Source organism: Paenibacillus sp. FSL R5-0912, from assembly GCF_000758605.1.
In the GTDB taxonomy this organism is placed as follows: domain Bacteria; phylum Bacillota; class Bacilli; order Paenibacillales; family Paenibacillaceae; genus Paenibacillus_AQ.
In genome coordinates this window covers 7,483,834-7,506,642 of sequence record NZ_CP009282.1, presented here as the reverse complement: position 1 = coordinate 7,506,642, position 22,809 = coordinate 7,483,834, and the positions used below count along the sequence as shown (strand labels likewise).

The following is a 22,809-nucleotide window of genomic DNA, read 5'->3' as shown; positions in this document are numbered from 1 at the left end:
GCTTAATAAAATACTTTGTGCTGCAAGAGATCGAGCGCCTGCTCGATCTCTTTGCGTTCTGCTGCCGTTATACCCGCAATACGCTGCTCGAACCGGGCTGCAATCTGCTGAAAGGCTTCATTCATCAGCGCTTCACCTGCGGCAGAGAGCGTGATCCCCTGCTTGCGGCGGTCATCCGGGTCAGTGATCCGGGTACAGACGCCCTTTTCGCTGAGCTTTTTCACTTCACGGCTCGTATTGGGCATCGACATCTGCATACAGTCACTGACCTCGCTGAGTGTTACCGGCTGGCTGACGGCGATGTATTCGAGAATTTTATATTGCAGCGGCGTTAAGGCCTCTGATTTCACATCTTTGGTTATATCGTTTGTTATTTGATGGACGGCAGCACTGAAGGCTACGAATTTCTGGAACAGCTGGTTATTGTCCATAAGATCACCTCAGAGGAAAACATACCAAATTAATTATCAAAAAACAATTATCATTTGACAACTAAAATAAATCTATGCTATGTTTTTGTTATCAAATGATAACTAAAGGGGAATACACTGATGAACACACTCGTTATTTATACACATCCGAACCACCGCAGTCTCAGCTATGCTTTTCTGCAGGAAGTGCTGCGCGGCAGCAAGGAGAATACGAAGATTAACGAAGTCAAAGTGCTTGATTTGTATGAGGCCGGATTTGATCCGGTGCTCGTGTTTAATGAGAATAAACGCAGACGCGATATGTACCGTGATCCGGAGCTTGAGGAATACAGGGAACAGCTGCTCTGGGCCGATCAGATTGTGCTGGTCTATCCAATCTGGTGGGGAAGACCGCCGGCGATGCTGATGGGGTACATTGACCGGATGTTTGCTTCCGGCTTCGCGTACCGCGATAAGGGAGGACTATTGCCGGAAGGACTGCTCAAGGGGAAGAGCGTTATCTGCATCTCCAGCATGAAGGGGCCGGCCCACTATCCGCTGCTGTGGCTGAATAACTCACACAAGGCGCTGATGCGCAAAGCCCTGTTCAATTTTGTGGGCATCCGCAAGGTGAAGTTCTTCGAGTTCGGCAGCATGGAGAGTCCGAAGGGCAAGCAGAGCCGTAAGCTGGAGCAGATTTACCGCTATTTCAAGACGGTAGGCTGAATCGGGTCCCGTCTATAATTCCTTGTCCGCAGCTGCACCTGACTCAGAGTGCTGCTCTACGACCCAGTCGATGATTTTGCGGGCGATGCTGACCGGCGGCGGAATAACGGGTAATTGCTCCGTAGGGAACCATGCGGCATGATCAAGCTCTTCGCCGTCAACTGTTATTTCTCCGCTCTCATACTCTGCAAGGAAGCCTACCATCAGAGAATTGGGAAAAGGCCACTGCTGGCTGCCGAAATAGGTTATATTCTTGACCTTCAGGCCGACCTCTTCCATAGTCTCACGCCGCACACAATCCTCCAGGGTCTCACCCGGCTCGACAAAGCCGGCAATCAGCCCGTACATCCCGTTCTGGAAATGCGGAGCATGGGCGAGCAGAAGCTGACTATCTTTCAGAATTGCTGTAATGACGGCAGGCGCAAGCTGCGGGTAACTAACCAGCCCGCACTGAGGGCAGATCCGGGACCGCTCCGTCAGAGAGTGTGCGGTTTCAGTTCCGCAACGGCCGCAGAACCGGTGATTGCCGTCCCAGACCAGCAGCTGGAGCGCTTTGCCGGCAAGATGGAACAGGTCTTCCTCCAGCACTTCATATAAGGAGCGCAGCGGACGGAAAGTGAGGCCCGGCGGCTCGGGAGCTTCCGCGCTTACCTCTGAGGCATAGCAGGGGAGACCCTCGAAGGTGCCTAGGTAGAGTATGCGCAGCGGCGTGACCGCCAGCTCTTCAAGGGAGCGGGCCATAGGGATGCCGGGAGGGGAGGAAGGCTCCGTAACAAGCAGCTTGCCGGATTGGAAGATGAGCTGGCAGGCCTCGCCGGTGAATTCAGATTCCGGAGTCAATCCCGGAACATAGCGTGTATAGATGCTTTCTCTCTGTTTCTCCATTATGCAGAACCTTTCTAAAAGGGAATTTGTCTATTAAGAATAGCATGATAAGGGAAGGCTAACCATTCAGCGTTATGCGCATTCCATACCTGTCATCAGCTGATGAAACAATCCATTTGACATTTCGCCAACGTGTAACTACAATAGTTACAGGAGAGCAAATCACCTATGTTTACGGGAAATAACAACTGCTATTCAAATAAAAGATACCCATAATGGAGGAATTGAAATGAAAATCGCATTAACAGGAGCAACGGGTCAATTTGGTTCCATCGTAGCAGAGACATTACTGAAGACTGTACCGGCTGAGAATATTGTAGCCAGTGTCAGAAACCCGGAGAAGGCTGAGCAGTTGCAGGCACAAGGCGTTGATGTCCGCCATGGTGATTTCGATCAGCCGGAGACGCTGGATGCAGCGTTTGCCGGAGTCGACCGCCTGCTGATCGTCTCTGCAGATGGCGATAATGATACCCGGACCCGCCAGCACAAGGCGGCTGTGGATGCCGCTGTCCGCGCAGGGGTAGGCTTCATCGTCTACACCAGCGTAGCTGATGCCGATAACAGCTCCCTGTTCCTTGCGCCGGTACACCGTGCCACGGAAGAATTCATCCGTGAATCCGGCATTCCGTATGCCTTCCTGCGCAACAACTGGTATCTGGAGAATGAGGCAGGCTCCATTCAGGCTGCTAAGGCCGGCGCACCTTGGGTGACTTCCGCTGAAGGCGGCAAGGTTGGCTGGGCCACACGCAGTGATTATGCCCAGGCCGCGGCCGCCATACTGGCCGGTGAAGGCCGTGAGAATGTTGTGTATGAATTGTCCGGCGCACCCGCGACCCAGGCAGAGCTTGCTGCCATAGTCGGTGAAGTGCTGGGACAAGAGGTGAACGTGCAGCAGGTTGACGACGCAACCTACGCGAAGATCATGGCCGGTGCAGGCGTGCCCGAATTCGCGCTGCCGATCGTAGTTGCCATTCAGGGCGCCATCCGCGACGGTGCGCTGGGCATTGAGAGCAGCGATCTGGAGAAGCTGCTGAACCGTCCGCTTACCCCGCTTAGTGAAGGTGTACGCCAGCTGCTGGCTTGATTTCCTATCCGGGACGCCTTACTTTCAAAAGCATCCCCACTTGCTGATTACAGCGAGCGGGGATTTTTTGTGATCCAATAGTGATCCATACCTGAACTGCCCCCGTAACACTCATAACACTAACCTAAGGAGTGAAGCGAGATGACAATGAAGAAATGGATCGTTCCCATGTTAAGCATGACCTTAATGATGCCAGCACTTGCAGGTGCAGCAGAACCGACAACAGGGGCCATGAAGGCCTCGGTGAACACACCGGCCGCTGAACTGAGAGCAGGACTTGATTATTTGCTCTCTGAACATTTCACGCTGGCAGTAACGGCCATGACCAAAGCCTATGACGGGACAACGGATGCGGCTGCTGCCTACAAAGCGCTTGATCAGAACGCACTTGATATGCAGCCGGCTATTGCTTCGCTGTACGGCGATGCAGGCGCAGCTGAATTCGAGAGAATCTTCCGCGCCCATAATCAGTACACAGATGATTTAGTGAAGGCAACCAAGAACAAGGATGCAGCCGCAATGAAAACAGCGGAAGATAAAGTGAGCGGCTTCGTCAATGAATTCGGAAATTTCCTCGGCACGGCCACAGAGGGCAAGCTTCCGGCAGCCGCAGCGAAGCAGGTCATCCGCAGTCACGAGGATCATGTCCAGGAGGTATTCGAGGATTATGCAGCGGGTGATTACCAGGGCGCCTATGAGGCTTATCGTAAAGGCTACGCTGAAATGTTCAGCATCAGTAAGGCATTGTCGAGTGCAATCGTTGCCCAGATGCCTGCCAAATTCGAAAGCACCAAGGCCGATACCAAAGCAGCTGATCTGAGATCCGCGCTCAATCAATTGGCTGGCGAGCATTTCGCCCTGTCGGTTCTGCAAATGCAGGAGCAATACGAGGGAAGAGCTGCTTCAGACGCGCTGATCCGGGCAGAAGCCATGAACACGGCTGACTTCAAAGCAGCGATTGCCTCCATCTATGGTGCAGAAGGTGCGGCGGCATTCGAGCAAATCTGGGTGACGAACCATGTCAATGCGCAAGCTGATTTTGTAACGGCAGTCAAAAATAAGGATGCAGCAGCCCAAGCGGCAGTAGAGGCGCGTATCGCCGGATTCACTACTGAATTCGCCGCGTTCCTTGATTCGGCAACCGCAGGCAACCTGCCGGAGGCTGCGGGTCAAGCCGCGCTAACAGCACATGAGAATCAGGTGCAGCAAGTGCTTACACAGTATGCAGCCGGAGATTACACCGCTTCTTATCAGACGAACCGCGAGGGCTATAAGACCATGTTCAGTGTCGGACAAGCGCTGGGCAATGCGATTGTAACGCAGTATAACGGCAAGTTCCAGGAAGCTGCTGCACCTGCCACAACAGATCCAGCAGCAATGACCAAGGTCTGGATGAAGGTAGGCAGCGGTGTCCTGAACATTAATGGCACCGTAACGCAAATGGATACAGAGCCCTTCATCTGGAGCGGCATGACCTACATTCCGCTTCGTTACCTGAGCGAGGGTATCGGGGCTGAAGTGAAATGGGATAAAGGGGCGCAGCAGGTCACGATTAAGGCAGGCAGCGACACACTGGTATTCTGGATGAACAAGGATTTCATGGAGGTTAACGGGATGAGACAATCTGTTGGAGCCAAAGTCTTTGTGAACGCCGACAACAGAACGGTCGTTCCGCTCCGCTTTATTACGGAGCTGCTGGGCTGGAATGTACAATGGGGTGGAGATAAATCCATCAAGCTAACTAAAAGCATGTAAGGTGAGGCCATAAAACCTTCATCCTAACCGTAGAATCTCCGCAAACGGAGCACTTGAACAGTGCCCGCTTGCGGTTTTTTTTCGTGCGAAATCCATTTTTTACATTGACAACCTGTCCAGGCAACTATATATTTATCGATAATGATTCTCATTATCGTATAAAGTTGCACATTGTTTTTTGGGGATGAGGGGTCACTCCGCCGTTTAGTCAGCAGCAGCAGAACAAAAAAATACAGTATAAGATAAGGAAGGGTCCACGCATGAGCACAACAAGAAAGTTCTCTTTGAAAGCATTATTCATTCCATTTGCACTTACTATAGCGCTGGTTGGTTGCTCAAATCAGGAGTCTAATTCAACAGCTTCACCATCTCCGGCTGCAACTGCTGCGGCATCTGCTGAAGCGGCTGCTACAGAAGCACCAGCCTCCCAGGATGCTACGCAGTATCCGATTACGATCAAGCATGCGCTTGGCGAAGCTGTACTTGAGAGCAAGCCTGAACGCGTAGTCACCATTCAATGGGCGAACCATGATGTGGCGCTCGCGCTTGGCGTTGTACCTGTAGGCTTCTCGGCAGCGAACTTCGGCGTTCAGGATGACAGCGGACTGTTGCCCTGGACAGCAGATAAGCTGAAGGAGCTTAATGTAACCGATCCGAATGTGTTCCAGGATACCGACGGTCTTGACTTCGAGGCCATCTCGGATGCAGACCCGGATGTCATTCTGGCCGCATACTCCGGAATTACGCAGGAAGACTATGATACGCTTAGCCAGATCGCTCCGGTAGTCGCTTATCCGACGGCTCCTTGGGCAACCACTTGGCGCGAGCAGGTCCTGTTCAATGCAGAAGGGATGGGCATGAAGGCAGAAGGGGAGCAGCTGATCAAGGACACCGAAGCCCTGGTTAACGAAAAGGCGGGCAAATATCCGCAGATTAACGGTAAAAAAGTGGTTTGGGTTAACTTCTCCGCTGAGGACCTGTCCAAACTGCATATTTATACGCCTGTGGATTCCCGTGTCTCGTTCCTGTATGAGCTGGGAATGGTGTATCCGGAAAGCATTACCTCCCAGATTACGGACCCTACCAGCTACTCTTTGAGCTTAAGCGCAGAGAATGTGGAAGCCCTGTACGATGCTGATCTTATCGTCGGATATGGGAATGACGAATTGCTCAAGACACTTCAGGCAGATTCGCTGCTGGGCAAAATCCCTGCGATCGAAAGAGGTTCAGTTGCCTTCATCGACAGTGATACACCGCTGGTAGCGGCCGGAACGCCTAACCCGCTGTCCATTGCTTACACGATTGATGAATACCTTGCCTTAATTGGAGGAGCTATTGATAAAATAAATGAATAGTTCACCGCTTTCGGACGATAAACAGCTAAAATTGCATATCCCGAAGAACTTTACCCTGGTCCTGATGAGTTGCCTGGTATTGCTTGTCTTGTGCGTGATAGCCTCCCTTGTACTGGGAGCGCGTCACGTGGGGTGGAATGAACTGATCGATGGTTTATTTCATCCGGAGGTGGACAGCTACGGGGCAAATGTGGTCCGCAAGCGGATTTCCCGGACGGTATTCAGTTTAATGTGCGGCGGGGCACTCGGAGTATCGGGAGCGCTGATGCAGGCGGTTACCCGCAACCCGATTGCCGACCCGAGCATCCTGGGAGTGAACACGGGGGCATCCTTGTTTGTGGTTTGCGGCATTGCGTTCTTGAACATAAGCTCCGCGAACCAGTATATATGGTTAGCTCTGGCCGGAGCTGCGATTACTGCTGTATTCGTATTCGGAATCGGCTCAATGGGACGTGGCGGAGCCACGCCCATTAAGCTCGTTCTGGCGGGTGCTGCCATAAGCGCTGCCTTATCTTCTCTGGTCACGGCCATCATGATTCCGCGTTCTTATGTTATGGACCAGTTCCGGTTCTGGCAGGTGGGGAGTGTCGGCTCGGGAACCTGGAGCAGCATTACGACATTTATCCCGTTCCTGCTTGCCGGTATGCTGATCGCGTTCATTACGGCTCCGGCCCTGAATGCGCTGGCACTGGGCGATGATGTGGCGACGGGTCTGGGTGTGCGGACAGGCACACTGCGGCTCATTGCGGCGCTTGCAGGTGTTCTGTTATGCGGTGCAGTTACGGCCCTGGCCGGGCCGATCGGCTTCATCGGCTTGTTATCAACTCACGTCATACGTCTTATCCTTGGATCGGACCTGCGTTTCGTTATCCCTATGTCAGCGGTTACCGGAGCCATTATTCTGACGATATCGGATGTAGGCGGCAGGCTTATTGGAAGCCCCGGGGAGCTTGAAGTCGGTGTAGTTACAGCGTTTGTAGGGGCACCGATCTTAATTCTATTAGCGATGAAATCGAAAGTGCGGTCCTTATGACAAATCAGGCGATTGAATATATTATTGCTGGCAGACGCCGTAGACACCGCCGGGGCATACTGGTGACCAGCCTCCTCGCAGTACTTGCAGGTATTCTGTGCTGCGCGATGCTTCTGCTCGGGAACACGATCTATCCGGTGACAGATGTCATCCGGGCTCTCTCCGGAGAGGAGCTCAAGGGAGTCTCTTTTGCGGTGAATATCATCCGGCTGCCGCGGATGCTGGCGGGACTGTTCGCCGGATTTGCCTTTGGCATTGCCGGGTACACCTTCCAGACCATGCTGCGTAACCCGCTTGCGAACCCGAATGTGATTGGCATTACGTCCGGCTCAAGCGCGGCGGCGGTGTACTGCATCGTCATACTTCAGGCAAGCGGAGCGGTTATCTCCCTAGCTTCGGTAATTGCCGGTCTGGCCACGGTACTGCTGATTTATGTACTATCCAGAGGGAAGACCTTCTCCATCGGGCGGTTAATCCTGATCGGGATCGGCTTGCAGGCTATGCTGGATGCTGTAATCTCCTATCTGCTGCTGATCAGCTCCGAGAAAGACGTTCCCTCAGCCATCAGATGGCTGACCGGCAGTCTCAACGGCTCGCAAATGCGCGAGCTTCCGCCGCTGGTGATCATCGTAATCATCTGTACGCCAATCATCATCCTGCTGGGCAAGCATCTGAGTATACTGGAGCTTGGAGAACAATCGGCCACCTCGCTCGGCGTAAGCACAGATAAGACAAGAATTGTGCTGATTGTCAGTTCTGTCTGTATGGTTGCGATTGCTACGGCTACTACAGGACCAATTGCCTTTGTCTCCTTCCTGTCGGGGCCGATCGCGAAGAGACTGGTTGGAACAGGCTCCTCGAATATCCTTCCGGCGGGTCTTGTCGGAGTTAATCTGGTTCTGGCGTCCGATCTGATCGGACAATTTGCTTTTGAGTACAGATTCCCTGTAGGCATCATTACCGGATTACTCGGAGCGCCATATCTGATCTTCCTGTTAATCCGGATGAATCGAAAGGGAGAGTTATAATGAACAAGGCACATCATTTCGGGGCCGAGCAGCTCGTAGCGGGCTATGAGAATAGAACGGTTATCCACGGCGTAGACCTGGTGATACCTGACCATAAAATCAGTGTGATTATCGGCTCGAACGGCTGCGGCAAGTCCACGCTGCTCAAAACAATGGCCAGACTTATCAAGCCAACGTCGGGTAAGGTTACCCTCGACGGCAAGCCGATCTCCAAAATGCCGGCCAAACCGCTGGCCCGGGTCATCGGACTGCTGCCGCAATCCCCCATTGTTCCGGAAGGAATCTCTGTCGCCGATTTGGTGGGACGGGGCAGATTTCCGCATCAGTCCCTGCTTGGCGGATGGTCCAGGAAGGATTATGAGGCCGTTGCCGAAGCGATGGAGATTATGAATATCACCGAATTCGCCAATCATAATATCGATGAGCTCTCGGGCGGCCAGCAGCAGCGTGTCTGGATCGCCATGGCGTTGGCCCAGCAGACGGATATCCTGTTTCTCGATGAGCCGACGACCTTCCTGGATATTACCTATCAGGTTGAGATTCTCGATCTGCTCACCGACCTGAACCGCAAGCACGGAACGACAATTGTAATGGTGCTGCATGATATCAACCTGTCCGCGCGGTATGCCGACCATATTTTCGCCCTTCACACAGGTAAGCTTGTCGCTGCCGGTACGCCTGCAGAGGTGATTACAAGCATGCGGGTCAAAGAGATCTTCGGGCTGGATTGCACGGTAATCGCAGACCCTGTCTCAGGCTCTCCGCTGGTCGTACCCAGAGGACGGTATCATGATAGGCAGGCGAATGCTCTAAAATAAGGACTGGCAGGCATCACATCCCTGCAAGGTCCCCGTTTCATACCAAGCTGTCCGACCGGTCAAACCGGAGGACAGCTTGTTGTGTATCCTTCCCCTTGTAGCTGTCAGACCGTTCCCTTATCATGAGAATGAAACAGGCAGCGGAAATTGAATCTGAACTATTGTAGGTGATCCTATCAAAATTTCTATCGAGGAAATAAGCAAAGAGCTTGAAGAGGAAATCCGTATCCGGTGCCATGAAGTCGATGACGAGATTCATGAAATTGTAAATAAGCTCAAGACAGAGACCCTCATCATAATGGGGTATCAGGAGGACCGGCTCAGCCGCATCAAGCTCAGTGATGTCTATTATTTTGAAGCCGTGGACGGCAAAGTGTTTGTCTACAGCGAGAATCAGGTGCATGAAGTGAAGCAGAAGCTGTATGAGCTGGAGGAGCTATGCAGAGACAAAAACTGCTTCCGCGCCTCCAAATCCACGATTCTGAACATCGGCAAGATTGCCAGCGTGCATCCGTCCCTTAGCGGCCGGTTCACAGCTTTGCTTGATAACGGGGAACGTGTAGTGATATCAAGACAGTATGTGCCGGCACTCAAACAAAGACTTGGATTATAGGGGGAGGGATCACAGTATGAAGTTATCTGAATTTGTCAAAGACATCATCCGCGATTTTCTGATCATCTTCGCATCCATCATGATTATCATTACAGTGCTGCGGCAGATTTTTATCCCGGAGCTCGCATTTGACCTGATATCGGTCTATACGATTATGGGCTTCTCCCTGCTTGGGGCCTTAACGGGAATCATTTGGTACACTCCACATGAGATAAGCGAGCGGGCCATGCGTGTTAGAATCGTTGTTCATTTTCTCACCCTGGAGATTCTGTTGATTGCCCTTGCCAGCCTGATCGGAGTTGTGACTGGTGTGCCCGGCGCACTCCTTCTTGCCCTCCAAATTGCCGTGGTATATGCCGTAGTCCGGGTGCTGTCCTATGGGAAGGATAAGAAGGAAGCAGAGCAAATTAACGAGAGACTTAAGGCTGTTAAACAAGAAATTCACGAATAATCCCGAAGTCAGTGCCCCGCTTTATGGGGTTATTCTGCATCTTATTGCCCTGTAGCTACAGCTTACCGTATATCTATATACACCCTTTTCGCAGTTTTTTATGATGAGGTCATAACTTAACTGGAAGAGGAGCCCCCCCTATGCATATCCGCAACAAGCTCAAAAGCTGGATTAGAATCGCCCTGTTTATCGTATTCGTTATACTGACACTGTCACCCGTTGTTGATTGGAGCTTCAGCTGGGTACTGCTGGCGGCACTGCTGTTCATGTTTGCGCTGAAGGGTTCGATTGATCTTATCCGAAGGAAGGCGAATCCAAGTAAGCCCAAACGTTCATCCAGGGTATTGAAAAGCGTGTTAACCGCTGTGGCACTGCTAATCGCACTTACACCGCCCATTCTATTCCCGCAGTACCGGGTACCTGAAGTGACAGGGGAATATGAAGTCAGAACGGCGGCTTACACATATACGGACCCTAACCGGATTGAAGAATTTACGGATACCGGGGAGAAGCGGTTTGTGAATGTAGAATTTTGGTATCCGGGCAATGCGGAGGGCACCTATCCGCTGGTGGTCTTTTCTCATGGGGCCTACGGGGTCAGGGAAAGCAACACTTCAACCTTTACGGAGCTGGCCAGTCACGGCTATGTAGTAGCTTCTATCGATCATCCTTACCATTCCTTTTACACACAGAGAGTGGACGGGAAGATCACTATGGTTAATGCAGATTATCTGCGGGAGGTTAACGATTCCAACAAAGAAGGCATCTACACGATGGAAGAGCTGTACGGACTTACGCAAAAATGGATGAAGCTGCGGACCGGGGATATGAATTTGGTGATAGATACGATCCTGGAGAAGGCTGTAAGTGACCAGGACCCCGTATATCAGCTTATCGACACTGAGCACATTGGCGTATTCGGCCACTCCATGGGTGGTGCGGCAAGCGTGGCGCTCGTCCGGGAGCGTAGCGATGTGGATGCTGTGGTGAATCTGGATGCCCCGTTCTTCAATGAGCTTGTGTATGACCCTGAGATTAATGAGTTGGCGGCAAAAAATGAACCCTACCGCGTACCGCTGCTGAACATTTATACAGACGATGTGTGGAGACAGCTCGGGAAAAACTCGGCTTACGCGGCGAACAAGACCGATAATCCAAACTTTAAGGATGCGTATACCGTTCATTTTCAAGGCGCCAAGCACTTAAGCCTAACCGATCTTCCGCTGTTCTCGCCGATCCTTGCGAATATGCTGCAGGGCGGGCGAGCCGATATCGATAAGTATTACTGCATTGAGACGATGAATGCGCTGATTCTGCAGTTTTTTGACTATACGTTAAAAGGGACTGGACAGTTTGAACCGCAGGCGGTGTACTGATAAGTGCATTTAGAACAGCTTACTCAAAATCCTCAGCAAACAGAAAGTTTTCTTCAGCATATTTGATGAAATCCTCAAACGCATAGTGCAGTTTGCCCTTCAACAATTACCCATGGTTCCTTGAGTATATAATAAATGTCCATATCCTTTAGCCTCCGAAATTATGTTTACGGGTACACTGGCAGGAACTAAGCGCTACAGGGTTATCCCCGGAAACATCGTTTGCTTCTCCACATTGATGAATCCTAAGGATCTATATAGGCCGGCCGCGCGGGTATTCAGTTCCCAGACCTCAAGCCGGGCAGTATTTAAACCGTTTGATGAGAAGTAATTGAAGATGTAATTCATAATCATTTTGGAACTGCCGGTTCCGCGGGCTTCGGGTACCACATATACCGTTTCAATATATCCGCAGCCATCCCTGGCGAAAATAGTGCAGCCGCCCAGCAGCTTGCCGTCTTTTAAAAACGAGAGGTTGGTAAAAAAGGGCTGTCTGGCTTGCTCTGCAAGCGCCTCCAGGTTCAGCGGCGTAACAAAAAACTCATCGTACCGCTCTTTATATTCCGTAAGCTCTTTTCCGCAGTTAAGGTTCAACGGTGCTGTTTCGAGAGCTTCCGGCAAGGTATAGGTGAAGCTGTCAGGAATACTGGCCTCCATAACCATAATGTAATTTTCCTCAAATTCGTTGCCCAGATAGAAGTCCATTTTCTCCTGATCCGGTTCAAATCCGGCGTATATTCTGGCGGTTAATTCCGGATGCTGCGTCCGCAGCGCTTTAGCTCTGGCAAGCACTGTGTCAAATAGCCGCTGGCTAACTTTTTTATTCAGTGATTCATCTAAATGACCGGCGGAATTTATACTGATGTAAATCAGATAAGGTGTATCCGGCGTCTGGTGACAGTTGATGGCCGGATAGGTGAAGGCACTTCCCAAGTATTCCCCGTGCTCACCGAGTGCAATAAATATGTTCTCTTTACTGTTGCCGTACTGGTCTTCTTCAGAATTGCATATTTCAATAATCAAGTTCAGCCTCCTAATTGCTGTCAGGATCCGGATCGGGTAAGCAAGCCCCATGATGTATTATGACACGGCCTAACGGCAGGCCCAAGGTAGAGTTTTTCTTAAATGATTTACTACATACCCAAGGATTCCGGCAGGCGAAGCCATACTTGATTCCGTCGTGCGAAGGAATCTGGAGAAGCAATATCGAACATGATATTTCGGTGCATGGATTGCAAGGTTTCCTGTCTCATTCTCCCTTATAATCAGACTTGAAAGGAGGGACCGGTATGGATTGGCTGGACCGCATGAATAACGCAATGGAATATGTAGAAAAACATCTGGCGGATGTGATTGATTTCAATCAGGCGGCCAGGATTGCCTGCTGCTCAACGTACCATTTTCAGCGGATGTTCTCGTTCATAACTGATGTGCCGCTCTCAGAGTATATCAGGCGCAGAAGGATGACCCTTGCAGCCTTTGAACTGCAGCAAGGCGGAACCCGGATTATCGACATCGCTATGAAGTATGGTTACGAATCGCCCGAAGCCTTCTCCAGAGCGTTCAAAAAAATGCATGGTGTAATGCCAATGTCCGCGCGCGACAAGGGCGTCTCACTTAAGGCTTATCCCCGGTTATCCTTTCAACTTTCAATTCGGGGGGATGTAGAAGTGAACTATAAAATCGAAGAAAAACAAGCTGTTGAAATGTTTGGCGTATCTACTGTAATTAATGCGGATGGCGAGAATCCGTTTATTGAAATCCCTGCCTTTTGGACCCGGTGTATTGCTGGCGGAGATGTGAACCGGATTCGGGCTGCCGCAGGACTGGGGGAGAACGGCCAAATTCATGCGGTAATGTATAACAAGCAGGGTGAGAAATCTTCATACATGATCGGATATTTTGTACCCGAAAGCGGCTTGCCGGAAGGCTTTGAACAGCTGCAGATCCCTCCGCAAACCTACGCAATTTTCACGACCGGAGTTTATCCTGATGGAGAAAGCGATATTCATGATTTATGGAAGCGCATTTGGGGGGAATGGTTCCCGGGCTCGAATTATGAAGCCACAGAGGGTCCTGAGTTTGAGATGACGTATGACCGGGGCAATAACATGTATGAAATGGAAGTCTGGATTCCCGTTGTTAACAAGTCGGCTTAATGATAGTTGTATTTGGTACAATTAAAATCAGCGAAAAGGGTTGCTTGCCCCGTATAACTGCAGTCTGTACAACTAAATCTGCCCTAAAGGGGATATCCAAGGTTAAAATGGCAGTTTAATTGTACGAAATACAACTAAACGCATAATCGGTTATAAATCAGCCGCTTTAGTTGTACAAAGTGCAATTAAGCATACTGCATAATGTGTATCTGATTAACCGGCGCCAGATAGCTCCCAGTTCGCCTATTCATCCACGTGAACACGTAAGGTATTACGCAGATGCTTAACATCGTTCATTGGAGGACGCCCGAACATGCGGGCATACTCCCGGCTAAACTGGGAAGGGCTCTCGTAGCCTACGCGAAAGCCCGCGTCAGCGGCTTCTAATCCCTCTGACAGCAGCAAACGGCGTGCGTTCTGCAGCCGGATGGCCTTCTGATACTGCAGGGGGCTAATTGCTGTGATCTTTTTGAAATGCTTATGCAGGGAGGAAGGGCTCATATTGGCTTCCTTCGCCAATTCTTCAATCACAAGGGGCTTAGAGTAATCGAGGTTAATCCGGTGGATCGCTTTGGAAATGTTATACGAATAGCTGCCGGCAATGGAGAATTGGCTGATGATTGCCCCCTGATCATCCTTCATCACACGGTACAGAATCTCGCGGATCATCATCGGCGCGAGGAACTCAATATCCTCAGGCGTATCCAGAAGACGGACCAGGCGGACCAGCCCCTCCAGCAGCGGCGTATCGGATTGACCCAGCAGAATACCGCGTTCTGTCTTTGCTTCCCGCTGCGGACCGCTGCTGTGGATGATGTTCAGTATGACCTCCGGACGAATAGATAACTGCAGGCTCAGATAGGGAAGCTCCGGCGTGGCTTCGGTAATCATCCCGACTACAGGCAGATGCACCGGGCTGACCAGGTAGCTGCCCGGACTGCATATGTAAGTATCTCCCGCCAGCGAAGCTGTCTTGGAGCCTTGTACAATCACGTATAACGAAGGCGTATTGACCGAATGTCTCGGCTCGGACACCTGGCTTGCACGTCTGAAGCATAGCTCCGGCAAGTCTGAAGCATGTGTTCCTTCTGAAGGCGCATGACGCTGAATAAGCAGAATCAGGTCTTGTAAATGGGCAGAGAGGGTAGAGAGGGAGGAGATGTCGTTCATGCTTCACTGCTCCTTTCCGCGAAGGTCTAATGGCTAATTATATATACACCGGAGAGGATTAGGCAAGGATCGGAGGCGATCTGTCTACCTGATTGGGCTGCTGTTTACTTACAATGAACAGGCAAGGCCATTAGACCGTAGAGAGAAGGATGAGTATGAGCATTGAGAATAAAGTTGTCGTCATTACGGGTGCGAGCAGCGGGATTGGGGAAGCGGCAGCGCTGCTCCTTGCGGAGCGCGGGGCAAAGGTAGTGCTTGGAGCGCGCGGAGCAGACCGCCTGGCGGCGCTGGCGGCACGCATTGTGAACAATGGCGGCGAAGCCGTTTATGCAAGCACGGACGTGAGACAGCGGGAGGATCTAAGCAGACTCGTTGCACTTGCCTGTGAACGGTACGGGAAGATAGATGTGCTCGTCAGCAATGCCGGAGTGATGCCTATTTCCCCGCTCGACGACCTGCGCGTCGAGGATTGGGAGGACATGATTGACGTTAATATCAAAGGTGTTCTGTATGGTATTGCCGCAGCGCTGCCGGTCTTCCGTGAGCAGGGCTTCGGACATTTCGTGAACACTGCGTCTACAGCAGGACATAAGACGGTTCCCAACCAGTCGGTCTACTCCGGAACGAAATTCGCCGTGCGTGCCATCTCGGAGGGACTGCGCCAGGAGGCGGGCGACAAGCTGCGCGTCACTATCATTTCACCCGGTATCGTCAAGACCGGCTTCACGGAGAGTGTGACAGATCCGGCAGTGAGAGATCAGCTTGCCGCCGTCCGCGATAAGCTGGCGATGACACCGGATGCAGTAGCGCGTGCCATTGCCTACGCAATTGAACAGCCGGATGATATCGATGTGAACGAGATCGTGATCCGTCCTACTGCCCAAGTGTAACCAATAAGTCAGGACTGCCGGCGGCCCTCGAGCAGAGGAAGGCTGCAGCCGTAAGCTCCTCTAAAATTAGAAACCAGGACCGCTGCTTGTGTGCAGAGGTCCTGGTTTCTATTGTTGCAGAGATTTATTGTTACCGCGAGTAGGTTGACGATGTATTTCTGACACATGGAGAGCCGGTATCCGCGCTGGTTATAATGCGCTCCCGATCAGCCCGTTAATCCCGTCTTCCAGCTTAGCGGCATCCGTATCCTCCAGCCACTCCTGCGGAACCAGCAGATAGTTGCCGGAGCTGCTCTTCAGATAACTGTAGATGATCTGGGCCTCATCGATCTTATGGCGGCTCATTTCTTCTGTAGCCGCAATCAGGCTGCTGCTGCGGAAATGCTCCAATGCGGCAGAGGTAATCATCTTAGTAAGCTGTCCGCTGTCCAGCGCTTCAGTCGCCAGCCGGGTGCGGTAGAGAATCACGCTGCCCTTGATAAGAATCAGCTTGTGGGACTGCTCGTCCACCGGCTCCAGCACGACAATATTCTTGTTCTCCCCGGTGAAGCCGATCACTTCCTCCTTGTGCTGCAGCGAGTGGACCGCCCCGAGGTAATCCCGGTACTTGGCAGCTGCTTCGAAGTCATACCGCAACGCCGCCTCCTCCATCCGGGCTTCCAGTCCGCTTAGGATTGAATTGCCGCTCCCGTTCAGCAGTGAAATGATCTGCCCAATAATCTCCTCATACCGGTTCAGAGCCTCACCACCCCCGCACATGCCGATGCATAAGCCCAGCGAATGGTTGAGACAGCGGGTAGTCCGGGAATGGGGGCTGCTGCAGAGGATTCTCTGCGATTCCTTAATGCCCTGTACAGCCCGCTCCACGGTGCTGCGGCTGGTGTAAGGACCATAGGAGAGACTATTTGCCTGTGTGCTGGGCTCATAGCCGACTTCGATCTGCCGGTACGGCGCAGTGTCCACGATGGAAATATAGCTGTAGGCGAGCGGATTTTTCATTTTGCGGTTGTACATTGGCTTGATCTCTTTGATCAGCTGGCATTCCAGCATGAAGGCTTCGAATTCCGTATCGGTCAGCCTGTATTCGAGATCGCGGATATGCTTGACGAGCTGCTTCACCTTGGGCGAGTGTCCTTTGTTATTGTAGAAATAGGACTGGACCCGCTTCTTCAGCTGCTTCGCTTTGCCGACATAGATGATATGGCCCAGACTGTCCTTCATCAGATACACGCCAGGCGATAAAGGAAGGTCTGCTACCTTTTCTGTTAAATTCGCGGGCATGGCGGCCGCCTCCGTTCGTCACATTCTTCAGTACCTTTAAGTATAAACCATGCCGCCCTCACCGGCGACTGGAAAAGCTCCATTCCCTGCACTACAATGGGTATAAAAATGGCTAAGCGCCTATAGCTTGCGCTGGATACCCAGCCGCGTGAAGTGGAAGTGCCGGCTGATCTGGCTGCGGAGCTGGAGCAGCATGCCGGAGCGAAGCAGTTTTGGGATGGGCTCTCCTACACGAATAAACGGCGGTTTGTCCTCTCGATTGAGGATGCCAAGACGGCGGAAACGCGGCAGCGGCGGCTCAATAAGACGATGGCGAGCCTAAGCGAAGGCAAGACGCAGTAGCAACCGTGTGACATAATCCACAAAGTCTCCCGGCTAAACCCTCTATCATTGAACTGATGAAAGAATGGGATCAAGTAAGCTGGGGGGCTGCTGATGAAGTATTCTATCGGTGAATTCGCGTCAATTCTAGGGGTGACGGCAGATACACTGCGCTTATATGAGAAACATGATATTGTCCGGCCGATGAAGGATCAGCATAACAATTACCGGTATTTCAATGATCTGGACGCGCGCAATTTACTGTCGAGCAGATGGTACCGGAGTATGCAGATTCCGCTTCAGGATGTGGCCGGACTGATTAATGACGCACCTTCCGAGCAAGTGGTGGAGTCGATAGCGGCTGCCGGAATGCAGCTGGAGGAAGAGATACGCCGCAGCACACTGCTGCTGAATAAGATTCAGGAGATCCATGCCGAGCTTGGGGGGATCAGCGAATCCTTTTATACCTGCAGAATCAAGCAAGTGCCGGGTATGTACCGGATTCAGCAGACGAACAAGAACCATTTGCTGCAGAAGGAGGGTCTCAAAAGAACCGTCCAGGCCTGGATGGAGCTGCTGCCGTTCACCTTCTATTCCTTCCGTATTGAGAATACAGAATGCATCTATGGAACCGAAGAGCTGGATTACAGCTGGGGGCTTGCCCTGCTGGAAGAGGATCAGCAGAAGCTTGAGGTCTGCCTGAATGACAGTGTGGAGTATCTGGAGCCGGCAACCTGCATCTCTGCAGTGATTGCCAGCACCTATGAGGAATACCTCGAACGGGAGTCCTTCGGATTCATGCTGGATTATGCGAAGGCGCAGAGATATACGGTCAGCGGGGATATCAGCGGTAAAATCCTGTTTACAGAGCGCACGAACAGCGGCAACAAAACCTATCTGGAGATCAATATTCCGGCAAAACAAGCAGAAACGGAACCGCCCGCCTGCATACATTGAGAAATATTTCACATATAATTCATTGACCTTGGTGCTGTACCAAGGTTTACACTCTGTGCGTAGTCAGCAGTTCTTATAGAGAGAGAAGCGGGGCTGCACTAACCACACAGGGGGAGAAATAATGCATAAGCAAGCAGTACGGCCATTGTTAAAAGTAAGCGTATGTCTGATCCTGGTTCTGTCGCTCATCAGCGGCTGCAGCGGCAATAATTCAGCCGGACCGGCAGCATCGGAGCAGCCTTCATCATCACCGGAGGCTACGCAGCCGGCGGATACCAGTGCGGTACCGGAAACTTTTAAAGCGGGAACCTATAAAGCGGAAGCTGACGGCAAAGACGGCAAGATTCAGGTAGAAGTCACACTCAACGCCGAATCCGTAATCACGGATATCCAGGTGGTCAGCCAGAACGAAACGGCCGGCATTGGTGTGGAGGCTATCAATAAGATTAAGGAAGAGATTATTGCCGGCCAGACCTTGGCCATAGATGCAGTCAGCGGCGCTTCGGAGTCGAGCACGGCGATCCTGACAGCTGTTGAAGATGCGGTGAAGCAGGCGGGCGGCAACGTGGAGGCTTTTAAATCGAGAGCTGTAGTGAAATCGGGAGAAGGCAAGACGGAGCAGCTGTCTGCGGATGTCGTTGTTGTGGGTGCAGGCGCATCCGGCGTATCTGCGGCAGTCTCTGCAGCCGATAAAGGTGCAAAGGTCATTCTTATTGAGAAAACAGCTACGATTGGCGGAGCAAGTAATCTGTCCTGGGCAGGTAAGTTCTACAACTCTTCAGCCGCTGTCAGCAGCGGACTTAAAGTGGAAGTAGAGAAGGAGATTGGCGACTGGATCGTTAATAATCACTGGAGAGTAGACGCAGCGGCAATCCGCCAATACGTGACCCAGTCGGGTGAAACCTATGACTGGCTGACAGGCAAGGGCTACACCACTACCTTCCTTAACTTTGGCGGAGAACAGCTGCATATGTTACCGGCCTATGACACCCGCCAGGATCTGCTGAAGGCGATGCTTGCAGCATCTGTGGAAAAGGGCGGCGGACAGGTAATCACCGAAACAACAGCCCGGAAGCTGATTACAGGCAGTAATGGAGAGGTTACCGGAGTGGTTGCCGAGAAGGCGGATGGAACGGTGCTTGAGATCACCGGCAAAAGCATTGTCATGGCTACCGGCGGTTATGCCGGCAATAAAGAGATGGTCAAGGAAGCCTTCGGCTTCGAAGGCGTGAATGGCGGACTTGGACAGAATATCGGCGAAGGGCTGCAAATGTCCTGGGATATTGGGGCGAAGGTTCCCGATAACTTCGGGGGACAAATGCTTCACCAGACCTTGGCCAGAGCAACGGACAAGCTGAAGGCGGAATATGAGCCGTTCGAAGCCAGCTATCCGCTGATGCTCTCCTACCTGCCAACGCTGATGAATGTCGGCCCTTCCGGAGCGAGATTCCGAGATGAAGCGGCAACTCTTACCGCAGTAGCAGCGGCGAACACGAGTGCTTTTAACGGAGCTTATCATCTGGTTATCCTCTCGCAGGCGCAGATTGATGCCCTCAAGACCAAGGGGATGAATGGCTTGAAGGCACCCGGACTGCCGGGAATGCCGCCGGAATTCTATGCCCCTTACAAAGACAAATTCACGCTGGACCAGCCCTGGAAGGATGCGGATAAAGTATTCGAGTCCATGGTTGCCAACGGCGACGGCTTCAAAGGCAGTACCCTGGAGGAACTGGCGAAGAATGCGGGTATGGACGCTGCGGTATTCGCTGCTGACTTTAAGCTGTATCAGGAAGCGGCGAAGACCGGCATCGATACCGAGTTCGGCAAAGCGAAGGAATATCTGCTTCCCATGGGTGAGAGCGGCCCGTATTATGCAATTATTTCCGAGATCAACAATCTCTGCTCGGTGGGCGGCCTGCTTGTAAATACCAAGTTCCAGGTGCTGAATGACAAGCGTGTGCCTATCAAGGGATTATATGCCGTGGGCGTGGAGTCCGAAGGCGTACTCTTTAACGATACTTATGTAGGAAATGGCGTCGGACTGGGGTATTCCTTCACCTCCGGGCGGCTTGGCGGCGAGGATGCAGCGGCCGGGGCACTGGGCACAGAATAGAACGGTTTAAGCAATCTCCCTCTTTTCACCGATAAAGAGTTGTCCTGAACTTTTATCGAGAAGAGGAATGTTCGATGTATATTCCCATATCCCGGATTCAAGCCGCTTCGCTGACCCGTTCACCGCATCAGGAGGCCCATGCTCCGGCAGAGTCGTCTGTGCTTAGTTTTTCGGAGACTTTGGCAGCTGTTGCTGCGGCCATTGAAGATCAGGCACGCAGAATCAGGAAGAAATACGGCCTGTCTGTCCAGATCACAGCGGTGTCCAAGGACGGGAGCAATAGTGCGGAAAGTGCCGGCAAGGGAGCCCGGGATGAGGTGCGGGAGATTGTAATTGCCCCGAATATCCTTCAGCAGATGAGCAAAGATCCTGTGACCTTAAGAAAAATATACGGCTACATCGATGAGTATGTCGCCAAAGATCACCTCTCTGCTGATCGTAGCCTGATCATATACAGGGATGGTACTTGTACCCTGTCCCTTTCTGCCCCTCCACCGGATCAAGCAGGGAAGAGCAGCGGGGGCCCTGCCGGTCAACCTGGCCTGTGGAGCGGAAGCTCCACCCAGGACCGGCTGCAGCAGCTCGCCTTCATCCGGGCGCGGAGGGCAAACCGGCAGTCTTAATAGGGAAAAACCTATATATTGATCTCAGAGTCCGCGGTTTGCGTGGATTCCGGGGTCTTTTTTTTAAAATATAAGAATTTATATGTTTTACGCTATAAATTATCCTTCTATTTCTCGCTGAAACGGTACCGTCCTTTAAAAGGACGGCAAAGCCGTTTCCACTTGTAAGGATGGCGCAGATGTGCCCGGTTGTACGAACACCAGCCTATGCCCCTGCATAGCATATAGCACTGAACCTGCTATAAGGAAGTGGAAAGGGGGCGCGTAGAATAATGGGTATCCAGCTTACGGCGATTCATTGGGTGTACTTAGTGTTTATTGTGTTCATTCTGGCGCTGCTGATCCGGCGGCGTGATACGACAATGATCTGTGTGACCGGGATTTTTGCGCTGGGTCTGCTGGCAACGGCTACGCTCAGTGGGTCGGTGTCTGGAATCTTCAATTCCTTTGTATATGCTACCAGAGAGCTGCTCGGCACCATTATGATCATCTCCATTATTGTGGCGATGAGCCGGATTCTGATTCTTACAGGCATCAACGAGACGATGGTATCCCCGCTCACCCGGTTTCTGCGCACACCAGCGATGGCCTATTGGGGGATCGGGCTGATCATGATGGTGACCTCTTTCTTCTTCTGGCCTTCCCCTGCGGTGGCCCTGGTCGGTGCGGTACTGCTGCCTGTTGCTGTCCGGGTCGGCCTGCCTGCACTTGGTGCAGCGGTGGCAATGAATCTGTTCGGGCACGGGATCGCCCTCTCCGGGGATTATATTATCCAGGGAGCGCCGAAGCTGACTGCGGATGCTGCCGGTCTTCCCGTATCCAGCGTCATGCAGGCAAGTATTCCGCTGGTTATCGTGATGGGTGTTGTAACTACTGTCACTGCCTTCTGGATGATGCGCAGAGACCAGAAGAACGGAACGTGGAGAGACGGCCTGGTCGCTGCCCAAGGTACAGCAGGGCCGTTGTCTGCAGCAGGACCGGGTGATGACAGGACGGTACTCATGAGCGCTGGTCTTCGAAAAGCGCTGGCCATCGCCATCCCGCTGCTCTTCCTTCTGGATGTGATAGCCATGTTCATGCTGCACCTGCAGGGCGGTGATGCTACAGCTCTGGTCGGCGGAACCGCCGTGCTGATCCTGATTGTCATTACCCTGCTGGCCCACCGCCGCCAGGGCCAGGGGCTGGAGAAAATCACGGCTTATCTCATTGAAGGATTCATATTCGGCTTCAAGGTGTTCGGACCGGTCATCCCGATCGCCGCCTTCTTCTATCTTGGCGACTCGGCCTTCACCGGGCTGTTCGGCCAGGTGCTGCCGGACGGCTCGCATGGCATCGTGAACGACCTGGGCGTTGCCCTGGCGGATCACGTGCCGCTGAATGGTGCCGTGGGAGCCGTGACGCTGACGGTGATCGGGGCGATCACCGGTCTCGACGGCTCCGGCTTCTCCGGCATCTCGCTGGCCGGCTCGATTGCCGGGCTGTTCGCCGCCGCGATCCATTCCGGCGCGGCGACCCTGACCGCCCTTGGGCAGGTGGCCGCCATCTGGGTCGGCGGCGGCACCCTGATCCCGTGGGCGCTCATTCCCGCCGCGGCAATCTGCGGCGTCAGCCCCTTCGAGCTGGCCCGGCGCAATCTGAAGCCGGTCCTGCTGGGGCTGGCGGCGACGACTCTCACCGCCATGTTTCTGGTGTAGGAAATGTCTGCATAAGAATACGCACTCCAATCCATCCTAGAGAAGAACAGAAACCGTGATTGAGGGG

Annotated in this window: 22 protein-coding genes; 17 read left to right on the top strand and 5 right to left on the bottom strand. The window is 52.4% G+C overall.

Annotated features, from left to right (window positions below):
- Positions 1-2 precede the first annotated feature (2 nt).
- On the bottom strand, positions 3-431 hold the full coding sequence (locus R50912_RS31895; RefSeq protein WP_042240825.1) for a MarR family winged helix-turn-helix transcriptional regulator: 429 nt from the start codon (positions 429-431) through the stop codon (positions 3-5).
- Between the two features lie 120 nt (positions 432-551).
- Between R50912_RS31895 and R50912_RS31890 the strand changes: the two genes are divergently transcribed.
- A complete protein-coding gene (locus R50912_RS31890; protein ID WP_042140449.1) occupies positions 552-1,136 on the top strand; it encodes an NAD(P)H-dependent oxidoreductase in 585 nt (194 codons plus the stop codon).
- Between the two features lie 12 nt (positions 1,137-1,148).
- Here the strand turns inward: R50912_RS31890 and nudC are convergent, their stop codons facing one another.
- Positions 1,149-2,021: an NAD(+) diphosphatase gene (nudC, locus tag R50912_RS31885; RefSeq protein ID WP_052416797.1), complete on the bottom strand. Its 873-nt coding sequence runs from the start codon at positions 2,019-2,021 to the stop codon at positions 1,149-1,151.
- A 229-nt stretch (positions 2,022-2,250) separates the two neighbouring features.
- Here nudC and R50912_RS31880 point away from each other — a divergent pair, with 229 nt between their 5' ends.
- The 9 genes from R50912_RS31880 to R50912_RS31835 all read left to right on the top strand — a co-directional run bounded on the left by R50912_RS31880 (position 2,251) and on the right by R50912_RS31835 (position 11,534).
- On the top strand, positions 2,251-3,105 hold the full coding sequence (locus R50912_RS31880; RefSeq protein WP_042240824.1) for an SDR family oxidoreductase: 855 nt from the start codon (positions 2,251-2,253) through the stop codon (positions 3,103-3,105).
- A 141-nt stretch (positions 3,106-3,246) separates the two neighbouring features.
- Positions 3,247-4,860 carry a copper amine oxidase N-terminal domain-containing protein gene (locus R50912_RS31875; RefSeq protein ID WP_042240822.1) on the top strand — a complete coding sequence of 538 codons (1,614 nt, stop codon included), beginning with the start codon at positions 3,247-3,249 and terminating at the stop codon, positions 4,858-4,860.
- Positions 4,861-5,120: 260 nt separating this feature from the next.
- Positions 5,121-6,215, top strand: a complete 1,095-nt coding sequence (locus tag R50912_RS31870) for an iron-siderophore ABC transporter substrate-binding protein (RefSeq protein ID WP_042240819.1) — start codon at positions 5,121-5,123, stop codon at positions 6,213-6,215.
- Entirely contained in the window at positions 6,208-7,248 is a 1,041-nt protein-coding gene (locus R50912_RS31865) for a FecCD family ABC transporter permease (protein ID WP_042240817.1), read from the top strand. Before R50912_RS31870 ends, R50912_RS31865 begins: the two co-directional genes overlap by 8 nt.
- Entirely contained in the window at positions 7,245-8,276 is a 1,032-nt protein-coding gene (locus R50912_RS31860; RefSeq protein ID WP_042240814.1) for a FecCD family ABC transporter permease, read from the top strand. The genes R50912_RS31865 and R50912_RS31860 overlap by 4 nt, the downstream gene beginning before the upstream one ends.
- The gene (locus R50912_RS31855) at positions 8,276-9,094 is read left to right on the top strand and encodes an ABC transporter ATP-binding protein (RefSeq protein ID WP_042240811.1); all 819 of its coding nucleotides are present in this window, start codon (positions 8,276-8,278) and stop codon (positions 9,092-9,094) included. Before R50912_RS31860 ends, R50912_RS31855 begins: the two co-directional genes overlap by 1 nt.
- 298 nt (positions 9,095-9,392) lie before the next feature.
- Entirely contained in the window at positions 9,393-9,707 is a 315-nt protein-coding gene (locus R50912_RS31845; RefSeq protein ID WP_231637749.1) for a LytTR family DNA-binding domain-containing protein, read from the top strand.
- A 16-nt stretch (positions 9,708-9,723) separates the two neighbouring features.
- Positions 9,724-10,158, top strand: a complete 435-nt coding sequence (locus R50912_RS31840; protein WP_042240800.1) for a DUF3021 family protein — start codon at positions 9,724-9,726, stop codon at positions 10,156-10,158.
- Between the two features lie 140 nt (positions 10,159-10,298).
- A complete protein-coding gene (locus tag R50912_RS31835; RefSeq protein WP_052416796.1) occupies positions 10,299-11,534 on the top strand; it encodes an alpha/beta hydrolase in 1,236 nt (411 codons plus the stop codon).
- A gap of 195 nt (positions 11,535-11,729) precedes the next feature.
- On the opposite strand, the gene R50912_RS31830 is transcribed toward R50912_RS31835, so the two are convergent.
- On the bottom strand, positions 11,730-12,557 hold the full coding sequence (locus tag R50912_RS31830; RefSeq protein WP_042240797.1) for a GNAT family N-acetyltransferase: 828 nt from the start codon (positions 12,555-12,557) through the stop codon (positions 11,730-11,732).
- Between the two features lie 266 nt (positions 12,558-12,823).
- On the opposite strand from R50912_RS31830, the gene R50912_RS31825 reads away from it, so the two are divergent.
- Positions 12,824-13,693, top strand: a complete 870-nt coding sequence (locus R50912_RS31825; protein ID WP_042240796.1) for an AraC family transcriptional regulator — start codon at positions 12,824-12,826, stop codon at positions 13,691-13,693.
- A gap of 243 nt (positions 13,694-13,936) precedes the next feature.
- On the opposite strand, the gene R50912_RS31820 is transcribed toward R50912_RS31825, so the two are convergent.
- Positions 13,937-14,863, bottom strand: coding sequence for an AraC family transcriptional regulator (locus R50912_RS31820; protein ID WP_042240793.1), 927 nt, complete (start codon positions 14,861-14,863; stop codon positions 13,937-13,939).
- A gap of 149 nt (positions 14,864-15,012) precedes the next feature.
- Here R50912_RS31820 and R50912_RS31815 point away from each other — a divergent pair, with 149 nt between their 5' ends.
- Positions 15,013-15,753, top strand: a complete 741-nt coding sequence (locus R50912_RS31815; RefSeq protein WP_042240790.1) for an SDR family oxidoreductase — start codon at positions 15,013-15,015, stop codon at positions 15,751-15,753.
- A 189-nt stretch (positions 15,754-15,942) separates the two neighbouring features.
- Here R50912_RS31815 and R50912_RS31810 read toward each other — a convergent pair whose 3' ends face one another.
- Positions 15,943-17,034, bottom strand: coding sequence for a GIY-YIG nuclease family protein (locus R50912_RS31810; protein WP_042240789.1), 1,092 nt, complete (start codon positions 17,032-17,034; stop codon positions 15,943-15,945).
- 153 nt (positions 17,035-17,187) lie between these two features.
- Here R50912_RS31810 and R50912_RS31805 point away from each other — a divergent pair, with 153 nt between their 5' ends.
- The 5 genes from R50912_RS31805 to R50912_RS31785 all read left to right on the top strand — a co-directional run bounded on the left by R50912_RS31805 (position 17,188) and on the right by R50912_RS31785 (position 22,742).
- Positions 17,188-17,376 (top strand): YdeI/OmpD-associated family protein, encoded by a 189-nt coding sequence (locus R50912_RS31805; RefSeq protein ID WP_052416795.1) that lies wholly within the window; start codon positions 17,188-17,190, stop codon positions 17,374-17,376.
- A gap of 93 nt (positions 17,377-17,469) precedes the next feature.
- The gene (locus R50912_RS31800; protein ID WP_042240786.1) at positions 17,470-18,312 is read left to right on the top strand and encodes a MerR family transcriptional regulator; all 843 of its coding nucleotides are present in this window, start codon (positions 17,470-17,472) and stop codon (positions 18,310-18,312) included.
- Positions 18,313-18,433: 121 nt separating this feature from the next.
- The gene (locus tag R50912_RS31795) at positions 18,434-20,425 is read left to right on the top strand and encodes an FAD-binding protein (protein ID WP_042240784.1); all 1,992 of its coding nucleotides are present in this window, start codon (positions 18,434-18,436) and stop codon (positions 20,423-20,425) included.
- A gap of 74 nt (positions 20,426-20,499) precedes the next feature.
- A complete protein-coding gene (locus tag R50912_RS31790; protein ID WP_042240781.1) occupies positions 20,500-21,048 on the top strand; it encodes a hypothetical protein in 549 nt (182 codons plus the stop codon).
- A 272-nt stretch (positions 21,049-21,320) separates the two neighbouring features.
- Positions 21,321-22,742: a hypothetical protein gene (locus tag R50912_RS31785; protein WP_042240779.1), complete on the top strand. Its 1,422-nt coding sequence runs from the start codon at positions 21,321-21,323 to the stop codon at positions 22,740-22,742.
- Positions 22,743-22,809 lie beyond the last annotated feature (67 nt).